Source organism: Roseomonas sp. F4, assembly GCF_053891155.1.
Genome location: NZ_JBSSHK010000005.1, coordinates 303,818 through 319,969, shown reverse-complemented (window position 1 = coordinate 319,969; position 16,152 = coordinate 303,818). Strand labels below are relative to the sequence as shown.

Annotated in this window: 16 protein-coding genes; 7 read left to right on the top strand and 9 right to left on the bottom strand. The window is 70.2% G+C overall.

Going from position 1 to position 16,152, the window contains the following annotated elements; all coding sequences use genetic code 11:
* Positions 1-35: 35 nt before the first annotated feature.
* The 3 genes from ACVFYP_RS21320 to ACVFYP_RS21310 all read right to left on the bottom strand — a co-directional run bounded on the left by ACVFYP_RS21320 (position 36) and on the right by ACVFYP_RS21310 (position 3,831).
* Complete coding sequence (locus tag ACVFYP_RS21320; RefSeq protein WP_499202224.1) at positions 36-1,058, bottom strand: S1C family serine protease; 1,023 nt, start codon at positions 1,056-1,058, stop codon at positions 36-38.
* A 158-nt stretch (positions 1,059-1,216) separates the two neighbouring features.
* A complete protein-coding gene (locus tag ACVFYP_RS21315; protein ID WP_499202223.1) occupies positions 1,217-1,624 on the bottom strand; it encodes a hypothetical protein in 408 nt (135 codons plus the stop codon).
* A gap of 29 nt (positions 1,625-1,653) precedes the next feature.
* Positions 1,654-3,831 carry a malate synthase G gene (locus ACVFYP_RS21310; protein WP_499202222.1) on the bottom strand — a complete coding sequence of 726 codons (2,178 nt, stop codon included), beginning with the start codon at positions 3,829-3,831 and terminating at the stop codon, positions 1,654-1,656.
* Between the two features lie 213 nt (positions 3,832-4,044).
* Here ACVFYP_RS21310 and ACVFYP_RS21305 point away from each other — a divergent pair, with 213 nt between their 5' ends.
* Complete coding sequence (locus ACVFYP_RS21305) at positions 4,045-4,791, top strand: GntR family transcriptional regulator (RefSeq protein ID WP_499202552.1); 747 nt, start codon at positions 4,045-4,047, stop codon at positions 4,789-4,791.
* A 51-nt stretch (positions 4,792-4,842) separates the two neighbouring features.
* Here the strand turns inward: ACVFYP_RS21305 and ACVFYP_RS21300 are convergent, their stop codons facing one another.
* The 3 genes from ACVFYP_RS21300 to ACVFYP_RS21290 form a co-directional block, all read right to left on the bottom strand.
* Positions 4,843-5,814, bottom strand: coding sequence for an ATP-grasp domain-containing protein (locus ACVFYP_RS21300; RefSeq protein ID WP_499202221.1), 972 nt, complete (start codon positions 5,812-5,814; stop codon positions 4,843-4,845).
* 124 nt (positions 5,815-5,938) lie between these two features.
* Positions 5,939-6,814 (bottom strand): metallophosphoesterase family protein, encoded by an 876-nt coding sequence (locus tag ACVFYP_RS21295; protein ID WP_499202220.1) that lies wholly within the window; start codon positions 6,812-6,814, stop codon positions 5,939-5,941.
* Positions 6,815-6,827: 13 nt separating this feature from the next.
* Entirely contained in the window at positions 6,828-8,381 is a 1,554-nt protein-coding gene (locus ACVFYP_RS21290) for an ABC transporter substrate-binding protein (protein WP_499202219.1), read from the bottom strand.
* 88 nt (positions 8,382-8,469) lie between these two features.
* Between ACVFYP_RS21290 and dapF the strand changes: the two genes are divergently transcribed.
* The 6 genes from dapF to ACVFYP_RS21260 all read left to right on the top strand — a co-directional run bounded on the left by dapF (position 8,470) and on the right by ACVFYP_RS21260 (position 14,850).
* A complete protein-coding gene (gene dapF / locus ACVFYP_RS21285; protein ID WP_499202551.1) occupies positions 8,470-9,342 on the top strand; it encodes a diaminopimelate epimerase in 873 nt (290 codons plus the stop codon).
* A complete protein-coding gene (mtaB, locus tag ACVFYP_RS21280; RefSeq protein WP_499202218.1) occupies positions 9,339-10,583 on the top strand; it encodes a tRNA (N(6)-L-threonylcarbamoyladenosine(37)-C(2))-methylthiotransferase MtaB in 1,245 nt (414 codons plus the stop codon). Before dapF ends, mtaB begins: the two co-directional genes overlap by 4 nt.
* Before the next feature lie 279 nt (positions 10,584-10,862).
* Positions 10,863-11,822, top strand: a complete 960-nt coding sequence (gene ftsY / locus ACVFYP_RS21275; RefSeq protein ID WP_499202550.1) for a signal recognition particle-docking protein FtsY — start codon at positions 10,863-10,865, stop codon at positions 11,820-11,822.
* A gap of 173 nt (positions 11,823-11,995) precedes the next feature.
* Positions 11,996-12,772, top strand: coding sequence for a DUF4189 domain-containing protein (locus tag ACVFYP_RS21270; protein WP_499202217.1), 777 nt, complete (start codon positions 11,996-11,998; stop codon positions 12,770-12,772).
* 10 nt (positions 12,773-12,782) lie between these two features.
* The gene (locus ACVFYP_RS21265; protein WP_499202216.1) at positions 12,783-13,811 is read left to right on the top strand and encodes a transporter substrate-binding domain-containing protein; all 1,029 of its coding nucleotides are present in this window, start codon (positions 12,783-12,785) and stop codon (positions 13,809-13,811) included.
* A gap of 16 nt (positions 13,812-13,827) precedes the next feature.
* The gene (locus tag ACVFYP_RS21260; protein ID WP_499202215.1) at positions 13,828-14,850 is read left to right on the top strand and encodes a transporter substrate-binding domain-containing protein; all 1,023 of its coding nucleotides are present in this window, start codon (positions 13,828-13,830) and stop codon (positions 14,848-14,850) included.
* Positions 14,851-14,874: 24 nt separating this feature from the next.
* Here ACVFYP_RS21260 and ACVFYP_RS21255 read toward each other — a convergent pair whose 3' ends face one another.
* The 3 genes from ACVFYP_RS21255 to ACVFYP_RS21245 all read right to left on the bottom strand — a co-directional run bounded on the left by ACVFYP_RS21255 (position 14,875) and on the right by ACVFYP_RS21245 (position 16,126).
* Positions 14,875-15,243 carry a hypothetical protein gene (locus ACVFYP_RS21255; RefSeq protein ID WP_499202214.1) on the bottom strand — a complete coding sequence of 123 codons (369 nt, stop codon included), beginning with the start codon at positions 15,241-15,243 and terminating at the stop codon, positions 14,875-14,877.
* The gene (locus ACVFYP_RS21250; protein WP_499202213.1) at positions 15,240-15,791 is read right to left on the bottom strand and encodes an NUDIX hydrolase; all 552 of its coding nucleotides are present in this window, start codon (positions 15,789-15,791) and stop codon (positions 15,240-15,242) included. Before ACVFYP_RS21250 ends, ACVFYP_RS21255 begins: the two co-directional genes overlap by 4 nt.
* Before the next feature lie 137 nt (positions 15,792-15,928).
* Positions 15,929-16,126 (bottom strand): hypothetical protein, encoded by a 198-nt coding sequence (locus ACVFYP_RS21245; RefSeq protein WP_499202212.1) that lies wholly within the window; start codon positions 16,124-16,126, stop codon positions 15,929-15,931.
* Between the last annotated feature and the right edge of the window lie 26 nt (positions 16,127-16,152).

Below are 16,152 nucleotides of genomic sequence, written 5' to 3'. Positions count from 1 at the left end.
CGAATGTGGGTTAGAGTAGCGACCAACCACGTCTATCAATGCAGCCTCGGCGCCTTCAAAAACTTGCTCCGGTCCCCGCTCACCACCGGCAGCACCAGCCTTCGCCCGTCCCGCTCCGCCGCCACATTCACCAGCACCCCCGCCGCCCCGCGCGACCAAAGGCTGCGCCAAAGCCCCGCCAGGTCCGGCGCCTCGCTGTCATCCAGCCCGAGAATCCGGTCGCCGGGCTTGATCCCCGCCTTCTCCGCCGGCCCCTTGGCGGCGACGGAGGCCACCACCACGCCTTCCTCCTGATCCGCGCAATACACGCCGAGCCAGGGCCGCGGCGGCTTGTTGACGCGGCCGTACGCCAAAAGGTCGTCCAGGATGGGGTGCAGCAGTCCGATCGGCACCACCAGGTTCAGGTCCAGCTTGCGCCCCTTCGAATCCCGGTGCTGCAACACCAGGGACCCGATGCCGAGCAGCGTGCCTTCCGGCCCGATCAGCCCGGCTCCGCCCCAGGAGGGATGGGCCGGCGCGGTGAACAGCGCCTCCTCCAGCAGATATTCCCAGTAGCCGGCGAAGGGCTCGCGGGCGACGACGGAACAGGCCAGGGCGCCGCCTTCCATCGCGGCGCGGCCGGATTGCGGGGCCGCGGCCAGAATGGTCTGCACCCCGGCCTCCGGCAGTCCGGCGGGGGCCAGCTTCATCGCCGGCGCGTCCAGCCGCCCGAGCGCCTGCACCAGCCCGAAACCGGTCTCGAAATCATAGGCGAGGGCATGGCCCGGCACGACGCGGCCGGCGGCGGTCTTGATCCAGATGCTCTCGGCTTCCCCGATCAGGTAGCCGATGGTCAGCACCAGCCCATCCTCCCGGATCACCACGCCGCTGCCCTCCCGCTCCGTGCCCAGGGTGCGGGCGGAGAAGGCATCGCCTGGCACGCGGGTCTTCAGGCTGACCACGGAGGCCAGGGCGGTGCGCAGGTCAAAACTGTAATCGGCCGGATCGGGCCGCATGTCCTCGGGGATGTTCCAGTCCTCGTCCGCCATCAATCCACCCGTGTCCGGCGGCTGCGGCATTTTGGAGGCCTCCGCAGCACGAAAGGGTCCTTTGGACCTTGGTCGTCCGCTGTAGCGCATTTTGGCCCTGGGCGAAAACGCCCAGGCGGCGGGGGAGGGCACCTGTCAGGGGGAAAGCCCTCTCCCCCCGTCAGGGGGAGAGGGCTTTCCCTGCGCTATCAGTACAGGTTGAGGCCGGTGGGGGCGGGCATGGGGGGCAGGGCGCCTGTGGCGATGGGGCCGGCGGGCTCCACCAGCACGGGGGCGGGCGGGGCCGGCGGCGGCTGTTCCACCATCAACGGGTTCGGGTTGGGGCGGGGGCAGGTGAAGGCGATGGTGTAGTCCCGCCCACCGATTTCGCTGCGCGTCACCCCGAAATTCCGGCCCATGGCGGTGCAATGGGCGCGCGCCCGTTCCACCCCGATGCGCGCCGCCTCGGCCGCCGTGCTGGCATGGGTGGTCAGGCCATAGGTGTCGGGCGCCAGCTCCGTCACCGGGCTGGCGGAGGAACAGGCGGCGAGGGCGACCAGCAGCGGCAGCACAGCGAGGCGGGTCAGGGGCGGAGACTCCAGCGATCGTTCCGCCACCCTAACCCCCCGTCGCGCGGACTGCCAACTCAGCCTGCGGCCTTGGCTTCGCGCCGCCGGCGGTGCAGCACGAATTCGGTGTAGCCATTGGGCTGCGCCGCGCCTTCGAAGACCAGATCGCAAGCGGCCTGGAAGGCGATGCCGTCGAAACCGGGGGCCATGGGGCGATAGGCCGGGTCGCCGGCATTCTGCTTGTCCACCACCGCCGCCATGCGCCGCAGCGTCTCCGTCACCTGGTCGCGGCTGACGATGCCGTGGCGCAGCCAGTTGGCGATGTGCTGGGCGGAGATGCGCAGCGTCGCGCGGTCCTCCATCAGGCCCACATCGTTGATGTCCGGCACCTTGGAACAGCCGACGCCCTGGTCCACCCAGCGCACGACATAGCCCAGAATGCCCTGGGCGTTGTTGTCGAGCTCCGCCTGCACATCCTTCGGCTCCCAGTTGGTGTCCTGGGCGAGGGGGATGGTCAGGATGTCGTCCAGCTTGCCGCGCCGGCCCTCCGCCGCGATCTCCACCTGGCGGGCGGCGACGTCCACCTGATGGTAGTGCAGCGCATGCAGCGTCGCCGCGGTGGGGGAAGGGACCCAGGCGGTGTTGGCGCCGGCCTTGGGGTGGCCGACCTTCTGTTCCAGCATCGCCGCCATCAGATCCGGCATGGCCCACATGCCCTTGCCGATCTGCGCCCGGCCGCGCAGCCCGCACAGCAGGCCGACATCGACGTTCCAGGCCTCATAGGCCGAGATCCAGGGCAGCGCCTTCATCTCGTTCTTGCGGACCACGGCGCCGGCTTCCATCGCCGTGTGGATCTCGTCGCCGGTGCGGTCCAGGAAGCCGGTGTTGATGAACACCACCCGGTCGCGCGCCGCCTTGATGCAGGCCTTGAGGTTCACCGTGGTGCGGCGTTCCTCATCCATGATGCCCATCTTGATGGTGGCGCGCGGCAGGGCGAGCGCATCCTCCACCCGGGCGAACAGGCTGTCGGCCAGCGCCACTTCCTCCGGCCCATGCATCTTGGGCTTCACGACATAGACGCTGCCGGTGCGGGAATTCATGCGCTTGCCGCGGCCGGGCGGCTGGACGTCGTGCAGCGCGATCGCCACCGTCACCATGGCGTCCAGCGCGGTTTCCGGGATCTCGGCGCCGTCGAGGGTGACGACATCGGTCATCATGTGGTGGCCGACATTGCGCACCAGCATGACGGACCGGCCATGCAGCGTCACGGCGGACCCGGCCGGGGTCTTCCAGATGCGGTCCGGGTTCAGCCGGCGGGTGATGGTCTTGCCGCCCTTCTCCAGATCGGCGGTCAGGTCGCCCTTCATCAGGCCGAGCCAGTTGCGATAGACGTCGATCTTGTCCGCCGCATCCACGGCCGCGACGCTGTCCTCGCAATCCATGATGGTGGTCAGCGCGGCTTCCATCACCAGGTCGGAGATGCCGGCCGGGTCGGTGCGGCCGATGGCGCTGGTCCGGTCGATATGGATTTCCAGGTGCAGCCCGTTGTTCACCAGCAGGATGGCGGTGGGCGCCCAGGGCTCCCCCTGGAAGCCGACGCACTGGCCGGGGCGGGCCAGGCCCACCTTGCGACCATCGGCCAGCGTCACCACCAGTGCGCCGGCCTCGATGGCATAGGCGGAGGTGCCGGCATGGCTGGCGCTGCCGGCCAGCGGCGCGGCCTGGTCGAGCACCTTGCGGGCGAAGGCGATCACCTTGTCGCCGCGCTTCGGATTGTAGCCGCGGCCCTTTTCGGCGCCGTCGGCTTCCGGAATCGCGTCGGTGCCATAGAGCGCGTCATACAGGCTGCCCCAGCGGGCATTGGCGGCATTCAGCGCATAGCGGGCGTTGGAGACGGGGACCACGAGCTGCGGGCCGGCCATCTGGCCGATCTCGGCATCGACATCGGTGGTGCCGACGCTGAAATCCTCGGGCTCCGGCAGCAGGTAGCCGATCTCGGCCAGATGCGCCTTATAGGCAGCCAGATCGACCGGGCGGGCCGGGTTGGTACGGTGCCAGGCGTCGATCTGGGCCTGAAGGGAATCCCGCTTGGCCAGAAGGGCGGCGTTGCGCGGCGCGAAATCGCGCAGCAGCGCCTCGAAGCTCGCCCAGAAGCGGGCCGGGTCCACACCCGTGCCGGGCAGGGCCTCGGCCTCGATGAACTGCCGAAAGGCCAGATCCACACCCAGGCCGCCGATCCGAACCGATTCTGCCACAATCCCTCTCCCATGTCCTGCTGGCCGCCCCCGGCTTTGGCGGTGGGGCGATTGGCCTCGTGCTTAGGCGCAATCGCCCGGTCGTCCAAGGGGGCAGCTTTCCTGTGGATCACTGTCCCAGCGTCGTCATGGCGCGAGACATCCGGCTTTGTGATGTGTTGAAATGACCTTACATTATACCCCGCTCCTCCAAGGCTCCCGCCCGTGAATGCCATGACCGCCGAGGCCGACCATCTTCCCGAAGCCGGGGATTCCGCCACAGGCGAGGCGCCCCGCCTGGCGCCGGTGCATCCGCGCACCATGGTCGAACAGGCGGCGGAGGCGGTGGTGGCCGCCGCCGCCCGCGGCGTCTTCCTGCCGGGCGACCGGCTGGTGGAAGCCGAGATCGCCCGCGAACTGGGCATCAGCCGCGTTCCGGTGCGGGAAGCGCTGCGACTGCTGGAAAGCCAGGGCATCGTCGTCTCCACGCCCTATAAGGGCATGCGGCTGATGCAGGTGACCAACCGCGCGGTGGCGGAGCTGATGCGGGTGCGCGCCGCGCTGGAATCCCTGGCGCTGCGGGAGGTGCTCGCCAGCGGGCCAGCGACCGAGGCGCGGCTGGCACCGGCCCGCCAGGCCGCGCAGCGCTACCATCTGGCGGCGGAAGGATCGGACACCGCCGCCATCGTGGCCGCCGACGAGGCCTATCATGGGGAGCTTTGCCGCCTGTCCGGCAATGGCGTGCTGCACGGCATCTGGCTCAGCGTGGCGCGGCAGCTCTCGGTGGTCTGGGGTCTGGGCCACGATGTGCGGCCAAAACCCCGCATTTCCCGTGAGCACGACGAAATCCTGGACCTGCTGGCGCGCGGCGATGGCGATGCCGCGCAGGCGGCGCTGGAACGCCATCTGAGCTGGCACGAGGATCTGGATTTTGAGCGGGCGGTGGAACAGCGGCGCCGCCCCGCCAAGTCGCGGGGCTGAGCCCCGCGCGCGGCGCACCCTCCCCAGCGGAGGGGGCGCGCCGCTACGCCTTCAGGCGGCCGCGGCCAGCGACTCCCGCCGCAGCAGCGCCGTCAGATGCGCGGCGATGGCGCCCATGCCGGTATGGGCGCCGGTGCGGCCGGCGCGGGCCTCGGCTTCCGGATTGTAGTTGGTGTTGGTGTTCACGTCGTAGGCGAAGCTCTGGCCCTGCTGGTCGGTGATGAATTCAATGGCGCCGACGCCGATATGATTGGCCAGCAGGAAGGCCTCCATCCGGTGGATCAGCGGGTGCTGGAAGCCTTCCTGGATGACGAACTTCTGGCCGGGCGCGACGGCCGGGCAGACCTCGCCCTCCGCCACGTTGCAGGCATCCGCCGGGCAAAGCTGAAAGCCCTCCGAGGTATCGACCCGCACGGCATAGAGGAAGCGCCCGCCGACGAATTCGGCGCGGGTGATGAAGGGTTCCGCCGCCTCGATGTAGCGCTGGACCAGCCAGATGCCGTCGCGCGGATGCGCCTCCGGGTCCTCGGTCACCTCCAGCAGCGACAGCGCCTCATGCAGCGCCGCCTCGCTTTTCAGCAGGCGGACGCCGAGGCCCTTGCCGGCGCGGTTGTGCTTCAGGATGATCGGGTAGCCCAGCTTGGCCGCCGCCTCCGGGATATTCTCCCGCCCCACCACGGCCAGCGTCGCCGGCACCGGGATGCCGTGGATCGCCAGCGCCTGGTACTGCGCGACCTTCGAGAGTTCGAGTTGCAGGGCGCGGCGGCCATTCACCAGCGGGCGGTTGTGCCGTTCCAGCACCTCGATCACCGCCCCCGCATATTCCGGCGCGTAAATATGGCCGCGGGTGTGGGAGGAGGCGCTCATCCGATTGTAGAACACGCCCTCCGGCGGCGGCTGCGTCAGGTCGATCACGCCACGGTCGAGGAACCACTCCTCATAGGGGGTGCCGAGTGCCGCGAAGGCACTGCGCAGCGGCGCCACCCAGGCGTCGTTTTCGTGGATGACATGGACCTTGGTCATGGTCGGGACCCTCTCGGCGACAAATTCACGCCGAGAGAAGAGGATTTTTCTGTTTGAAAGCAATAGCGGCGGGAAACAAAGATTTTTCTTCCGCGTTCAGCCACCGTCGCGCCAAATTCGCGTCCTACTCCGCCGCGTCGTCGAGCACGGTCTGCTCCACCGGCGGCGGGCAGGGCGGCATGTCGCGCAGGAACTTGTAGCGGCCATGACCCTTCAGCTCGGCCAGGTCATGCGCGACGGCGCCGGGCAGGGGCAGGTCGGTCACCACCGCCTCGGGCCCCGAGAAATCGATCACCACGGCGCCGATGGCCGGCACGCCGCCATGGCTGGCGGAGCCCAGGAAGGCGAGCGCCGGCAGCCAGAGGTGGCGGATGCCGTCCACCACACGGTCCCGGGTCGCATGCAGATGGCCGCTGATGACCATCTTGACGCCGCCCTCCTGCAACAGCGGCAGCAGCGCCGCGCGCGGTGCCGGGTTGATGGAGCTGGCGGTGGCCTGGTCTTCCTCCGCCGTCTCGATGAACAGCGGCTTGTGCAGCACCAGGGCCACGGGGCGGCCCTCCGCCCCATCAATATGCTGCGTCATCCAGGCCACCTGCTCCACCTCCTGCGGCAGGGAGGAGCCGAGAAGCTGCGCATTCAAGCCGATCAGCCGCCAGGCGCCGACATCCAGCGCGAAGCGGTCGGCGCCGAAGGCCTCGTCCCAGCGGGCCAAGCGCGGGCCGTCGATGATCTGCGCCGGGTCCTGGCCGGGCGGCTCGTCGCCGACATCGTGGTTGCCGGGGATGGCCAGCACCTGGCCGCGCAGGCGCGACAGGGCGCGGGCGGCGAAATCCATCTCCTCGTCGCTGTCGGGGCCGTTGATGCAGAGATCGCCGGTGATGACGATCGCCTCCGCCATCGCATCATTGGCGACATCGCAGGCGATCCGGAAGTTCTCCCAGAAGAAGCCGTGGGTGGGGGAAAGATGCAGGTCGGAGAGGAAGACGATCCGGGACATGAAGTGTGGCCTTTCAGGTAAAGCGCAGCTGGGAAGCGCGGAAATCCATGTAATAGAGCGGCGGATGCTGCCACTGGATGGCGCGGCGCTTCGCGAAGTACTCGCGCACCGGATAGAGGATCAGCGCCGGGGCCTCGACCTCGAACTCATCCAGCAGCGCCAGCCACAGGCGCTTGCGCTCGGCGGGGTCATTGGCCAGGCGCAGGGCGCGGACCAGCTCGTTGAAGCGCACCGGCCGCCAGAAGCCGTTCTTCTGGAGCGAATAATCCTCCGCCAGATGCACGGCGAGGCCGCCGCCCAGCGGGTCCGGGAAGCGGAAGGCGATGGAGGTGGGGCGGATATCCGCGCCGGGCTGTGTGATGAGGGACAGGTTTTCCCGCGTCTCCAGCCGTGTGTTCAGGCCCACCGCCTGCCACATCTGCTGCACGATCTGCACTGCCTGCAGCATTTGCAGGTAGTAGCCAGGGGCGATGCGGATGACGATTTCCTCGCCCCGGTAGCCAGCCTCCCGCAGCAGGCGGCGCGACAGGTCGGGATCGTAGGCGAAGCCGCGGCGGTTGGCGTCGTACAGATCCCCGAAGGCCGGGATCTGCAGCGCCGTCATCGGCCGGAAGGCCGGCCCCCAAAGGCTGCGGCCGAGCAGTTCCGTGTCCACCGCATGGTTCAGCGCGCGCCGCACCCGGGCATCGCGCAGCGCCGGGCGGCTGGTGTCGTAGTAAAGGATGTGCGCGAAATCGAGCGCCACATCGACGCCTTCCAGCGTCGGGTGCCGTGCCAGCCCCTCCACCTGTTCCGGCAGCAGGTTGGTCACCAGGTCGTAGTCGCCGGCCTGGAGGCCGGCGAGGCGGGAGGAGGCTTCCGGCACCACCGTGAACACCACCTGTTTCGCCGGCGGCCGGCCCTGCCAATAGTCGTCATGGCTTTCCAGCACCGCGCGCTGGTCGCGCTGAAAGCTGGCGACGCGATAGGGGCCGCTGCCGATCGGCTTCGTGCGCAGCCCCTCGCGGCCGCTTTCGGCATAGGCCTTGGCCGAGTGAATCCAGCCGCCATAGGCCGCCAGACGCTGCGCTATCACCGGGTCCGGCGTTCTGGTGCGGAACACCACGCGGCGCGGGCCATCGGCCTCGACGCCGGCGAGATGGCCGAAATTCACCCGGCCCTCGAAGGTCTGCACCGGGTCGCCCCACATCCGCTCGGCGGCGAAGGTGGAGAGCACATCGGCCGAGGTCATCTCACCGCCATCCTGCATCCGCACGCCCTCGCGCAGCGTGGCGACCCAGCTCAGCGGATCGCGCTGTTCCAGGCTGGTGGCCAGGAAGGGTGTCAGATGCTGGCCGCCCTGCGCCGCCTCCGCCCGGAAGTCGCGGCGCCATAGGGTGTCGAAGACATTGGTGGTGATGCGCAGCCCGACATTGGAAATCGCCTCCAGCGGTTCCAGCGTCGGCGGCAGGGCCTGGACGGCGATGCGCAGGGTGGGCCGCGTATCGGCCTGGGCGCCCGCCACGCGCGGCAGCAAAGCAGGAACGGCGAGGGGTGCGGCCAGCAGAGTGCGGCGGCTGAGGGTCACGGCAGGGGGGTCTCCTTCGACGCGGCGCAAGCTAGGCGCGGGCGACGACAGGGCGATGACAGACCGATGTGGGCTGCGTGACGGTCCGATGCGGGTTTCACGGCCGCGCCGGGCGCTCTATATCCGCAGGGTGAACACGCCCTTCCGCAAGATGCATGGCCTCGGCAACGACTTCGTCGTGCTGGATGCGCGTGCCCAGGCCCTTCCGATCAGCCCCGCCGGCGCCGCGGCCATCGCCGACCGGCATTTCGGCATCGGCTGCGACCAGTTCATCGTCATGGAGCCCGGCACCGACGGCGCCGATGTCTTCATGCGCATCCGCAACCCGGATGGGTCGGAGGCCGGCGCCTGCGGCAATGCCACGCGCTGCATCGCGGCCCTGGTGGCCGATGAGACGGGCCGCGACCGCGTGGTGGTCCGCACCATCGCCGGGGACCTGCCGGTGGAACGTCTGCCGGGCGGGCTGTGGCGCGCCGATATGGGCCTGGCGCGGCTTGGCTGGCAGGATGTGCCGCTGGCGCATGAGGTGGACACGCTGCACCTGCCGCTGGCGCGCGGCGTGGTGGCCGACCCGGCCGCCTGTTCCATGGGAAACCCCCACGCCACCTTCTTCGTCCGTGACCTGGACCAGGTGCCGGTGGCGGAGATCGGGCCGGGGCTGGAACACGACCCGATCTTTCCCGACCGCGCGAATATCGGCTTTGCCCAGATTCTCTCGCCCGAACATATGCGGCTGGTGATCTGGGAGCGTGGCGCGGGCATCACGCTCGCCTGTGGCTCCGGCGCCTGCGCCGCCATGGTGAATGCGCATCGCCGCGGGCTGACCGGCCGCCGCGCCACCATCACCATGCCCGGCGGCGACCTGCGGATGGAATGGCGGGAGGATGGGCATGTGCTGATGACCGGCCCGGTCGCCACCGCCTTCACCGGCATGCTGGATTTGTCGGCCTATGCCACATGAGCGTGCGGACGCTGAATTTCGGCTGCCGCCTGAACGCCTATGAGACCGAGGCGATGCGCGGCCTGGCCGAGGCTGCCGGCCACGACGCCACCACGCTGATCGTCAATACCTGCGCCGTGACCGCCGAGGCCGAGGCGCAGGCGCGCCAGGCCATCCGCAAGGCGGCGCGCGAAAACCCTCAGGCACGCATCCTGGTCACCGGCTGCGCCGCGCAGATCGCGCCGGAGGCCTGGGCGGCGCTGCCCGGCGTGGCGCGGGTGATCGGCAATGCCGACAAGCTGCGCCCCGAAGCCTGGGACCCGGCGGCGCCCGCCGCGCCGGTGCCGGACATCATGCTGGCCGAATCCGCCCCGCCGCTGCCGGTCACGGAATTCGCCGGCCGCGCCCGCGCGCTGGTGCAGGTGCAGCAGGGCTGTGACCATCTCTGCACCTTCTGCGTCATTCCCTATGGCCGCGGCCCCTCCCGCTCAGTCCCGCTCGGCGTCGTGGTGGACCAGGTCCGCGCCCTGGTGGCGCGCGGGTATCGGGAGGTGGTGCTGACCGGCGTCGATATCGCCAGCTACGGCCCGGACCTGCCCGGCCAGCCGCGGCTCGGGCAGATGGTGCGCCGGCTGCTGGCGCTGGTGCCGGAATTGCCGCGGCTGCGGCTGTCCTCGCTCGATCCGGTCGGGATGGATGACGACCTCTGGCGGCTGCTGGCGGAGGAGCCCCGGCTGATGCCGCATCTGCACCTGTCCTTGCAGCATGGCGACGACCTGATGCTGAAGCGCATGAAGCGCCGCCACTCCCGGGCCCAGGCGCTGGACCTCGCCCAACGCGCCCGCGCCCTGCGGCCAGAGATCGCGCTCGGCGCCGACCTGATCGCCGGCTTCCCGACGGAGGAAGAGGACCATTTCCAGCGGATGCTGGAGATGGTGGTGGAGGCCGGGCTGAGCTTCCTGCACGTCTTTCCCTTCTCCGCCCGCCCCGGGACCCCGGCCGCGCGCATGCCGCAACTGCCGGTGCCGCTGCGGCGCGAACGCGCGGCGCGGCTGCGCCAGGCCGGCGCCGATGCCCGCCAGGCCTTCTTCGCCGGCCGTCTCGGCCGCGTCGAATCGGTGCTGCTGGAACACGGCGGGCGCGGCCATACGGAACACTTCGCCCCGGTCCGGGTGGCGGGCACCGCGCCCGCCCCGGGCAGCCTGCGCCCGATGCGCGTGCTGGCCGCCGATGACCAGGGCCTGATCGCGGAGGCAGCCTGAGCCATGGCACTCAAGGGATTCTGGGACCGGCTGCGGGGGCGGGAGCCGGAGGCGCCACCCGCGCCCGTCACCTCGCCCCCCGCCCAGCCGCCGACCCCCGCAGCTCCGGGGCTGGAAACGCCCCCCGTGCCGCCGCCACCCCCGGTCGCGCCACTGCCGCCGCTGCCCGCCCTCCAGGTGCCTTTCACCGCCCCGCCGACGATCGAGGCGGCCCCGCCTGCGCCGCCACCGCCCGAGCCGGTCCCGCCGCGCGACCCTGAGGCCGCCCTGGCGGAGGCGCTGGCCAGCAGTGAGCCTGAGTCCGAACCCGCTGGGGGCGGCGGCTGGTTCTCCCGCCTCAAGACCGGGCTCTCACGCTCCACCGCGCGGCTGACGGACGCCATCACCACCGTCTTCCGCAAGCGCCGCCTGGATGACGCGGCGCTGGAGGAGTTGGAGGAAACGCTGATCGCCGCCGACCTCGGCGTTGCTGCCGCGCACCGGATCGTCGAGGGATTCCGGAAAACCCGCTTCGGCAAGGAGGTCTCGGATGAGGAGGTGAAGACGGCCCTCGCCGAGGCCATCGCCGAAATCCTCGCCCCGGTGGCGCAGCCGCTGGAGATCCGGCCGCAGCTCGCACCGCATGTAGTGCTGGTGGTGGGCGTCAACGGCACCGGCAAGACCACCACCATCGCCAAGCTCGGCCAGCAGTACAGCGCCGAGGGCCTCAAGGTGATGTTCGCCGCCGGCGACACCTTTCGCGCCGCCGCCGTCGAGCAGCTTCAGATCTGGGGCGAGCGCACCGGCTGCGCCGTGGTGGCGCCCGCCAAGATGGGCGCCGATGCCGCGGGCCTCGCGCATGACGCCCTGGCCCGGGCGCGGACGGAAGGGATGGACCTGCTGCTGATCGACACTGCCGGGCGGCTGCACAACAAATCGGCGCTGATGGAGGAGCTGGCGAAGATCATCCGGGTGATCCGCAAGCTGGACCCCACAGCGCCGCATTCGGTGCTGCTGACGCTGGATGCAACCACAGGTCAGAACGCCCTGCAGCAGGTGCGTATTTTCAAGGAAATGGTCTCGGTTTCCGGTCTCGCGGTCACCAAGCTGGACGGCAGCGCCAAGGGTGGCGTGGTCGTCGCGCTGGCCCAGGAAATCGGCCTGCCCGTGCATATGGTGGGCGTGGGCGAGAAAGCGGGCGACCTGCGCCCCTTCACGGCCCGCGATTTCGCGCGAGGGTTGGTGGGGCTGGAGCGGTAGTTCACCCACCCGGCTCTGCCCACCTTGCCGAAGCTGCGCAGTAACGACGCCGTGATTTGACCCCGTCGGTGGGCAGCGCACCTTTTAATCTTGCGGAACCGGCTTAATTCCAACGCCCAGCACGGCTGAAGAGCATGTGCTCAGTGGGGGAGACGAGTCGAACGATGCGTTGCATGCTGGCTCTCGCCGTCGCACTCCTGATGCCTCTGGCCGCCCAGGCGCAGACCGGCAACCCCCTGCACGACCAGCTTTCCGCCCTGGATGAACCGACCCGGCGGGCCGAGGTGTTCCGCGCTGTCACCGGCGGTGGGGCCACCTGCCAGGCGATCATCGCCACCTATTTCGCCGGCTTTGACCAAGGCCGCACCGCCTATTGGGACATGCGCTGCCGGGAGGGCTCGCTCTACCGCATGGCCCTGCCGCCGCAGCGCTTCGCGCGGCTCGGCCTCAGCGTCTGCGGCGCCCTCGGGGCGGGTATCGCGGGCGGTCCCTGTTTCCAGGCGGTGGGGGCGGCGAGTTCCGCCACGGTCCAGACCAGCACGGGGATGGGGGTGCAGTTGGCGAGCACCACGGCCAGTGCCGCGCCCCCGCCCAACAGCCGCTTCGGCGCCATCTACGCCACCGATTCCCCCATGGCGGCGCATGGCTTCGGCAATGGCGCGACCGACCGGCTGGCAGTGAACACCGCCGCCGTGCGGTCCTGCCAGTCCGTGGCCGGGCGCGTGCCCTGCAAGTTCCTGGGCGAGGTCGTCAATCGCTGCGCCGTGCTGGTGCAGGCGGTCACCCGCCATCCGAATGCGGTGGTGATGACCAATGACCTCAGCACCATGGTGCTGAATCGCAACTTCTCCGCGACGGGCGCCACGGTGCAGGAGGCTGAGGCGGAAGCCATGCAGGCCTGTCGCGCGGTCAGCGGCGCCACCTGCCGCGTCGCGGCCTCGGGCTGCTAGGACGATGACCATGCGAATCCTCACCGCGGCCATGGCCGCGCTGCTGCTCGCCCTGCCGGCTCTGGCACAGCCCGCGACCGATGCTCTGGCCGCGCTGCGGGCCAGGGGGGAGCTGGCCTGCGGGGTCAGTGGCACGCTGCCGGGCTTCGCCGCGCCCGATGCGCAAGGCGTCATGCAGGGCTTCGACGCGGATTTCTGCCGCGCGGTCGCCGCCGCCGCCCTGGGTGACCCGGCCAAGGTGCGCTTCGTGCCGATGGACACCCCGGATGCCGGCATGGCAGCGCTGGACGAGCGCCGCATCGACCTTCTGGCCCGCAACACCACCTTCACCTATTCGCGGGAGGCCGGGCGGCCCGTCGCCTTCGCCGGCATCACCTTCTTCGATGGCCAGGGGCTGCTGGTCGGCCGCGATTCCGGCATCGCCAGCTTCCGGCACCTGGAGGGCCGGCGCATCTGCGTCACCGGCATCGCCGGCACCACCGGGCGCGAGGTGGTGGAGAGCGAGGCGGCACGAATCGGCATCACCGTCACGGTGGTCGAGGCCGGCGGTGGCACGGCGCTGCTCCAGGCCCTGGCGGCCGGCCGCTGCGAGGCGGCCTCCACCGATGCCTCCCAGCTCGCGATCCGGCGGGTGACGGAGATGCAGAACCCCGATGGCTTCGTCCTGCTGCGGGAGGTGCTGAGCCGCGAGCCGCTCGGCCTGATGGTGCGGGAGGATGAGGAGGCGCTGCGCCAGGTGGTCTTCTGGGTGGTGCAGGCGATGCTGGAGGCCGATGAGTTCGGCGTGACCAGTGCCAATCTGATCTCCCAGCTGCAATCCAACGACCCGGTCCTGCGCCGGCTGATCGGCGTGGATGTCGGGCTCGGCAAGACCATCGGCCTGGATGACGACTGGTCGCAGCGGGTGCTGGCCCGCGTCGGATCCTATGCCGAGGTCTTCGACCGCAACCTCGGCGCCGGCAGCCGCTTCGGGCTTGATCGCGGGCCGAATGACAACTGGCAGCGCGGGGGGCTGATGTTCCCCCTGCCACTGCGCTGAGGGCCGGATGATGCGCATGAAGCTTCTGGCCAGCCTCGCCGCCGGCCTCGCGACACTTGCCACCGCTGCGTCGCCGGCCGTGGCGCAATCGACGCTTGCACAGGTTCGCGCCCGCGGCGCGGTGATCTGCGGCACCAATACCGGGCTGACCGGCTTCGCCCAGGTGGATGCGCAGGGCCGGGTTCTGGGGCTGGATGCCGATACCTGCCGCGCCATCGCCGCCGCCGCGCTGGGCGATGCGGAGAAGGTGCGCTTCGTGCAGGGCACGACGCCCGACATCATCGCCGCGCTGCGGCAGGGGCAGATCGATGTCGCCGCCCGCAACCTGACCCAGACCATGGCGCGTGACGCTGATCTCGGCCTTTCGCCGGCCGGAATCAACTTCTACGATGGCCAGGGCTTCCTGGTGCCCGCCGCCCCCCGGATCGCCGATGCGCGCGGCCTGGACGGCAAGCGCGTCTGCGTCGTCACCGGCACCTCCAACGAGCTGGCAATGGCCGATACGGCGCGCCGCATCGGCATCAGCTACACGCCGGTCGCCACGCCGGGCTTCGCCGGGCTGCGGGACGCCTATGCCGCCGGCCAGTGCGATGCGGTCAGCGCGGATCTGTCCAGCCTGGTGGTGCTGCGCCAGACCGGCACGGCGAACCCCACGGCGCATGTCCTGCTGCCCGACATCATCAGCCGCGAACCGCTGGGCCCGCTGGTGCGGGATGGCGACGCGCAGTGGCGCAGCCTGGTTTTCTGGGTGGTGAATGTGATGCTGGAAGGGGAGGCGCGGGGGATCGGCACCACCACCGCCGAGGCGCGCCGCGCCGACCCTTCACCCCTGGTCCGGCGAATCCTCGGCACCGAGCCTGGCCTCGGCGCGCCACTCGGCCTCGCGGATGACTGGGCCTTCCAGGTGCTGCGACAGGTCGGCCATTATGGCGAGGTCTATGAGCGGAACCTGGGCCGCGGCAGCGCGCTGGGGCTGGAGCGCGGGCTGAACTCCCTGTGGAATCGCGGCGGGCTGATGTACCCGATCCCGATGCGCTGACATCGCCGGGTCACGCCGCTGGTCCTATTCCAGCGGGATGCGCAGCCGGGCGCCGGGCGCCAGGTCCTTCAGCAGCACATCCTGCCGGTCCGAGAGATGCTCCCGGCCAAATGTGAAGCCGCGGCGCTGTTCCCGCTCATCGATGATCATCGGCTCCAGCGTCGGCGCGTCCGGCCGGGCGAAGATGTCCCGCGGGGGTTCGATGTTGCGGTTGGGCATGGGGGCGATTTCGGCGCTGCCGCGCGGCTGCGCGGCGCGGGGCACCGGAAAGGGGGTCAGGCCGGAGGATTGCGGCAGATCCAGCGACATGGTGCGACGGCCATTGCCCTGGGCCAGCACCACGGTCGGCAGCGCCGCCGCGACGGTCGCCAGCAGCAGGAATCGGCGATTCATGTGGACCTCAGTGGCGCGGTACCGCGCCGATCCTCGGGGGGATTGCCACGCGGCGCGCCGAGGGGCCCGGACCCGGCCTCCCGCCACGCGCGCAGCACCCAGTGGACGGAGGGGAAGGCCAGATCATCCCAGGGGATCTCGTCCCAGCCGAACAGCCCGACCTCCAGGCTTTCCGGTCCCGGGGCGAAGCCGGGGCTGGCGAGGCGGGCGCGGAACAGGATCTGCACCTGGCCGATCCGGGCGATGGAATAGACCGCCAGCACCCCGTCCAGGGCCAGATCGGCGCAGGCTTCCTCCTGCGCCTCCCGCCGCGCGCCTTCCTCTACCGTCTCGCCGAGTTCCATATAGCCGGCGGGGATGGTCCAGAAGCCGTGGCGGGGTTGGATGGCACGCCGGCAGAGCAATACCTTGCCATCGACCTCGACGACCGAGCCGACGACGACCTTCGGGTTCTCATAGGCGATGTAGCCGCAGTCGTTACAGGTCAGCCGCTCCCGGTCCTCCCCTTCGGGGATGCGCCGGACGAAGCGGGCGGTTTCTGTCGACATGAGACAAGGTTGGCGCCGAAGCGCCTGGATCGCAAGAGATACGCGATCACGCCGAGGCCAGGGGGCCAGAAAGTGAAGGCCAGCCCCTACGTCTCACCCATCAGGGTGAGGGTGGCGCAACGGTCGATAGGGCTGGTCTAGACCCGAAGGTCGAGCAGGGACCCGCGCGGCGGCGGGCTGCCCGGCATGCTGGGCATCGCATCCAGTGTGCGCTGCTGCGGGGCCGGCACAGGCTGCAGGGCCTGGGGCGTGGGGCCGGTGCCACGGGCTTGCGTGGCGCCCTGCGTCCGACTGACTTCCGCCGTGAAGGCGGAGAGGGAGTTCATGGCGATCATGCGCACGACCATGAACCGAAGATCTG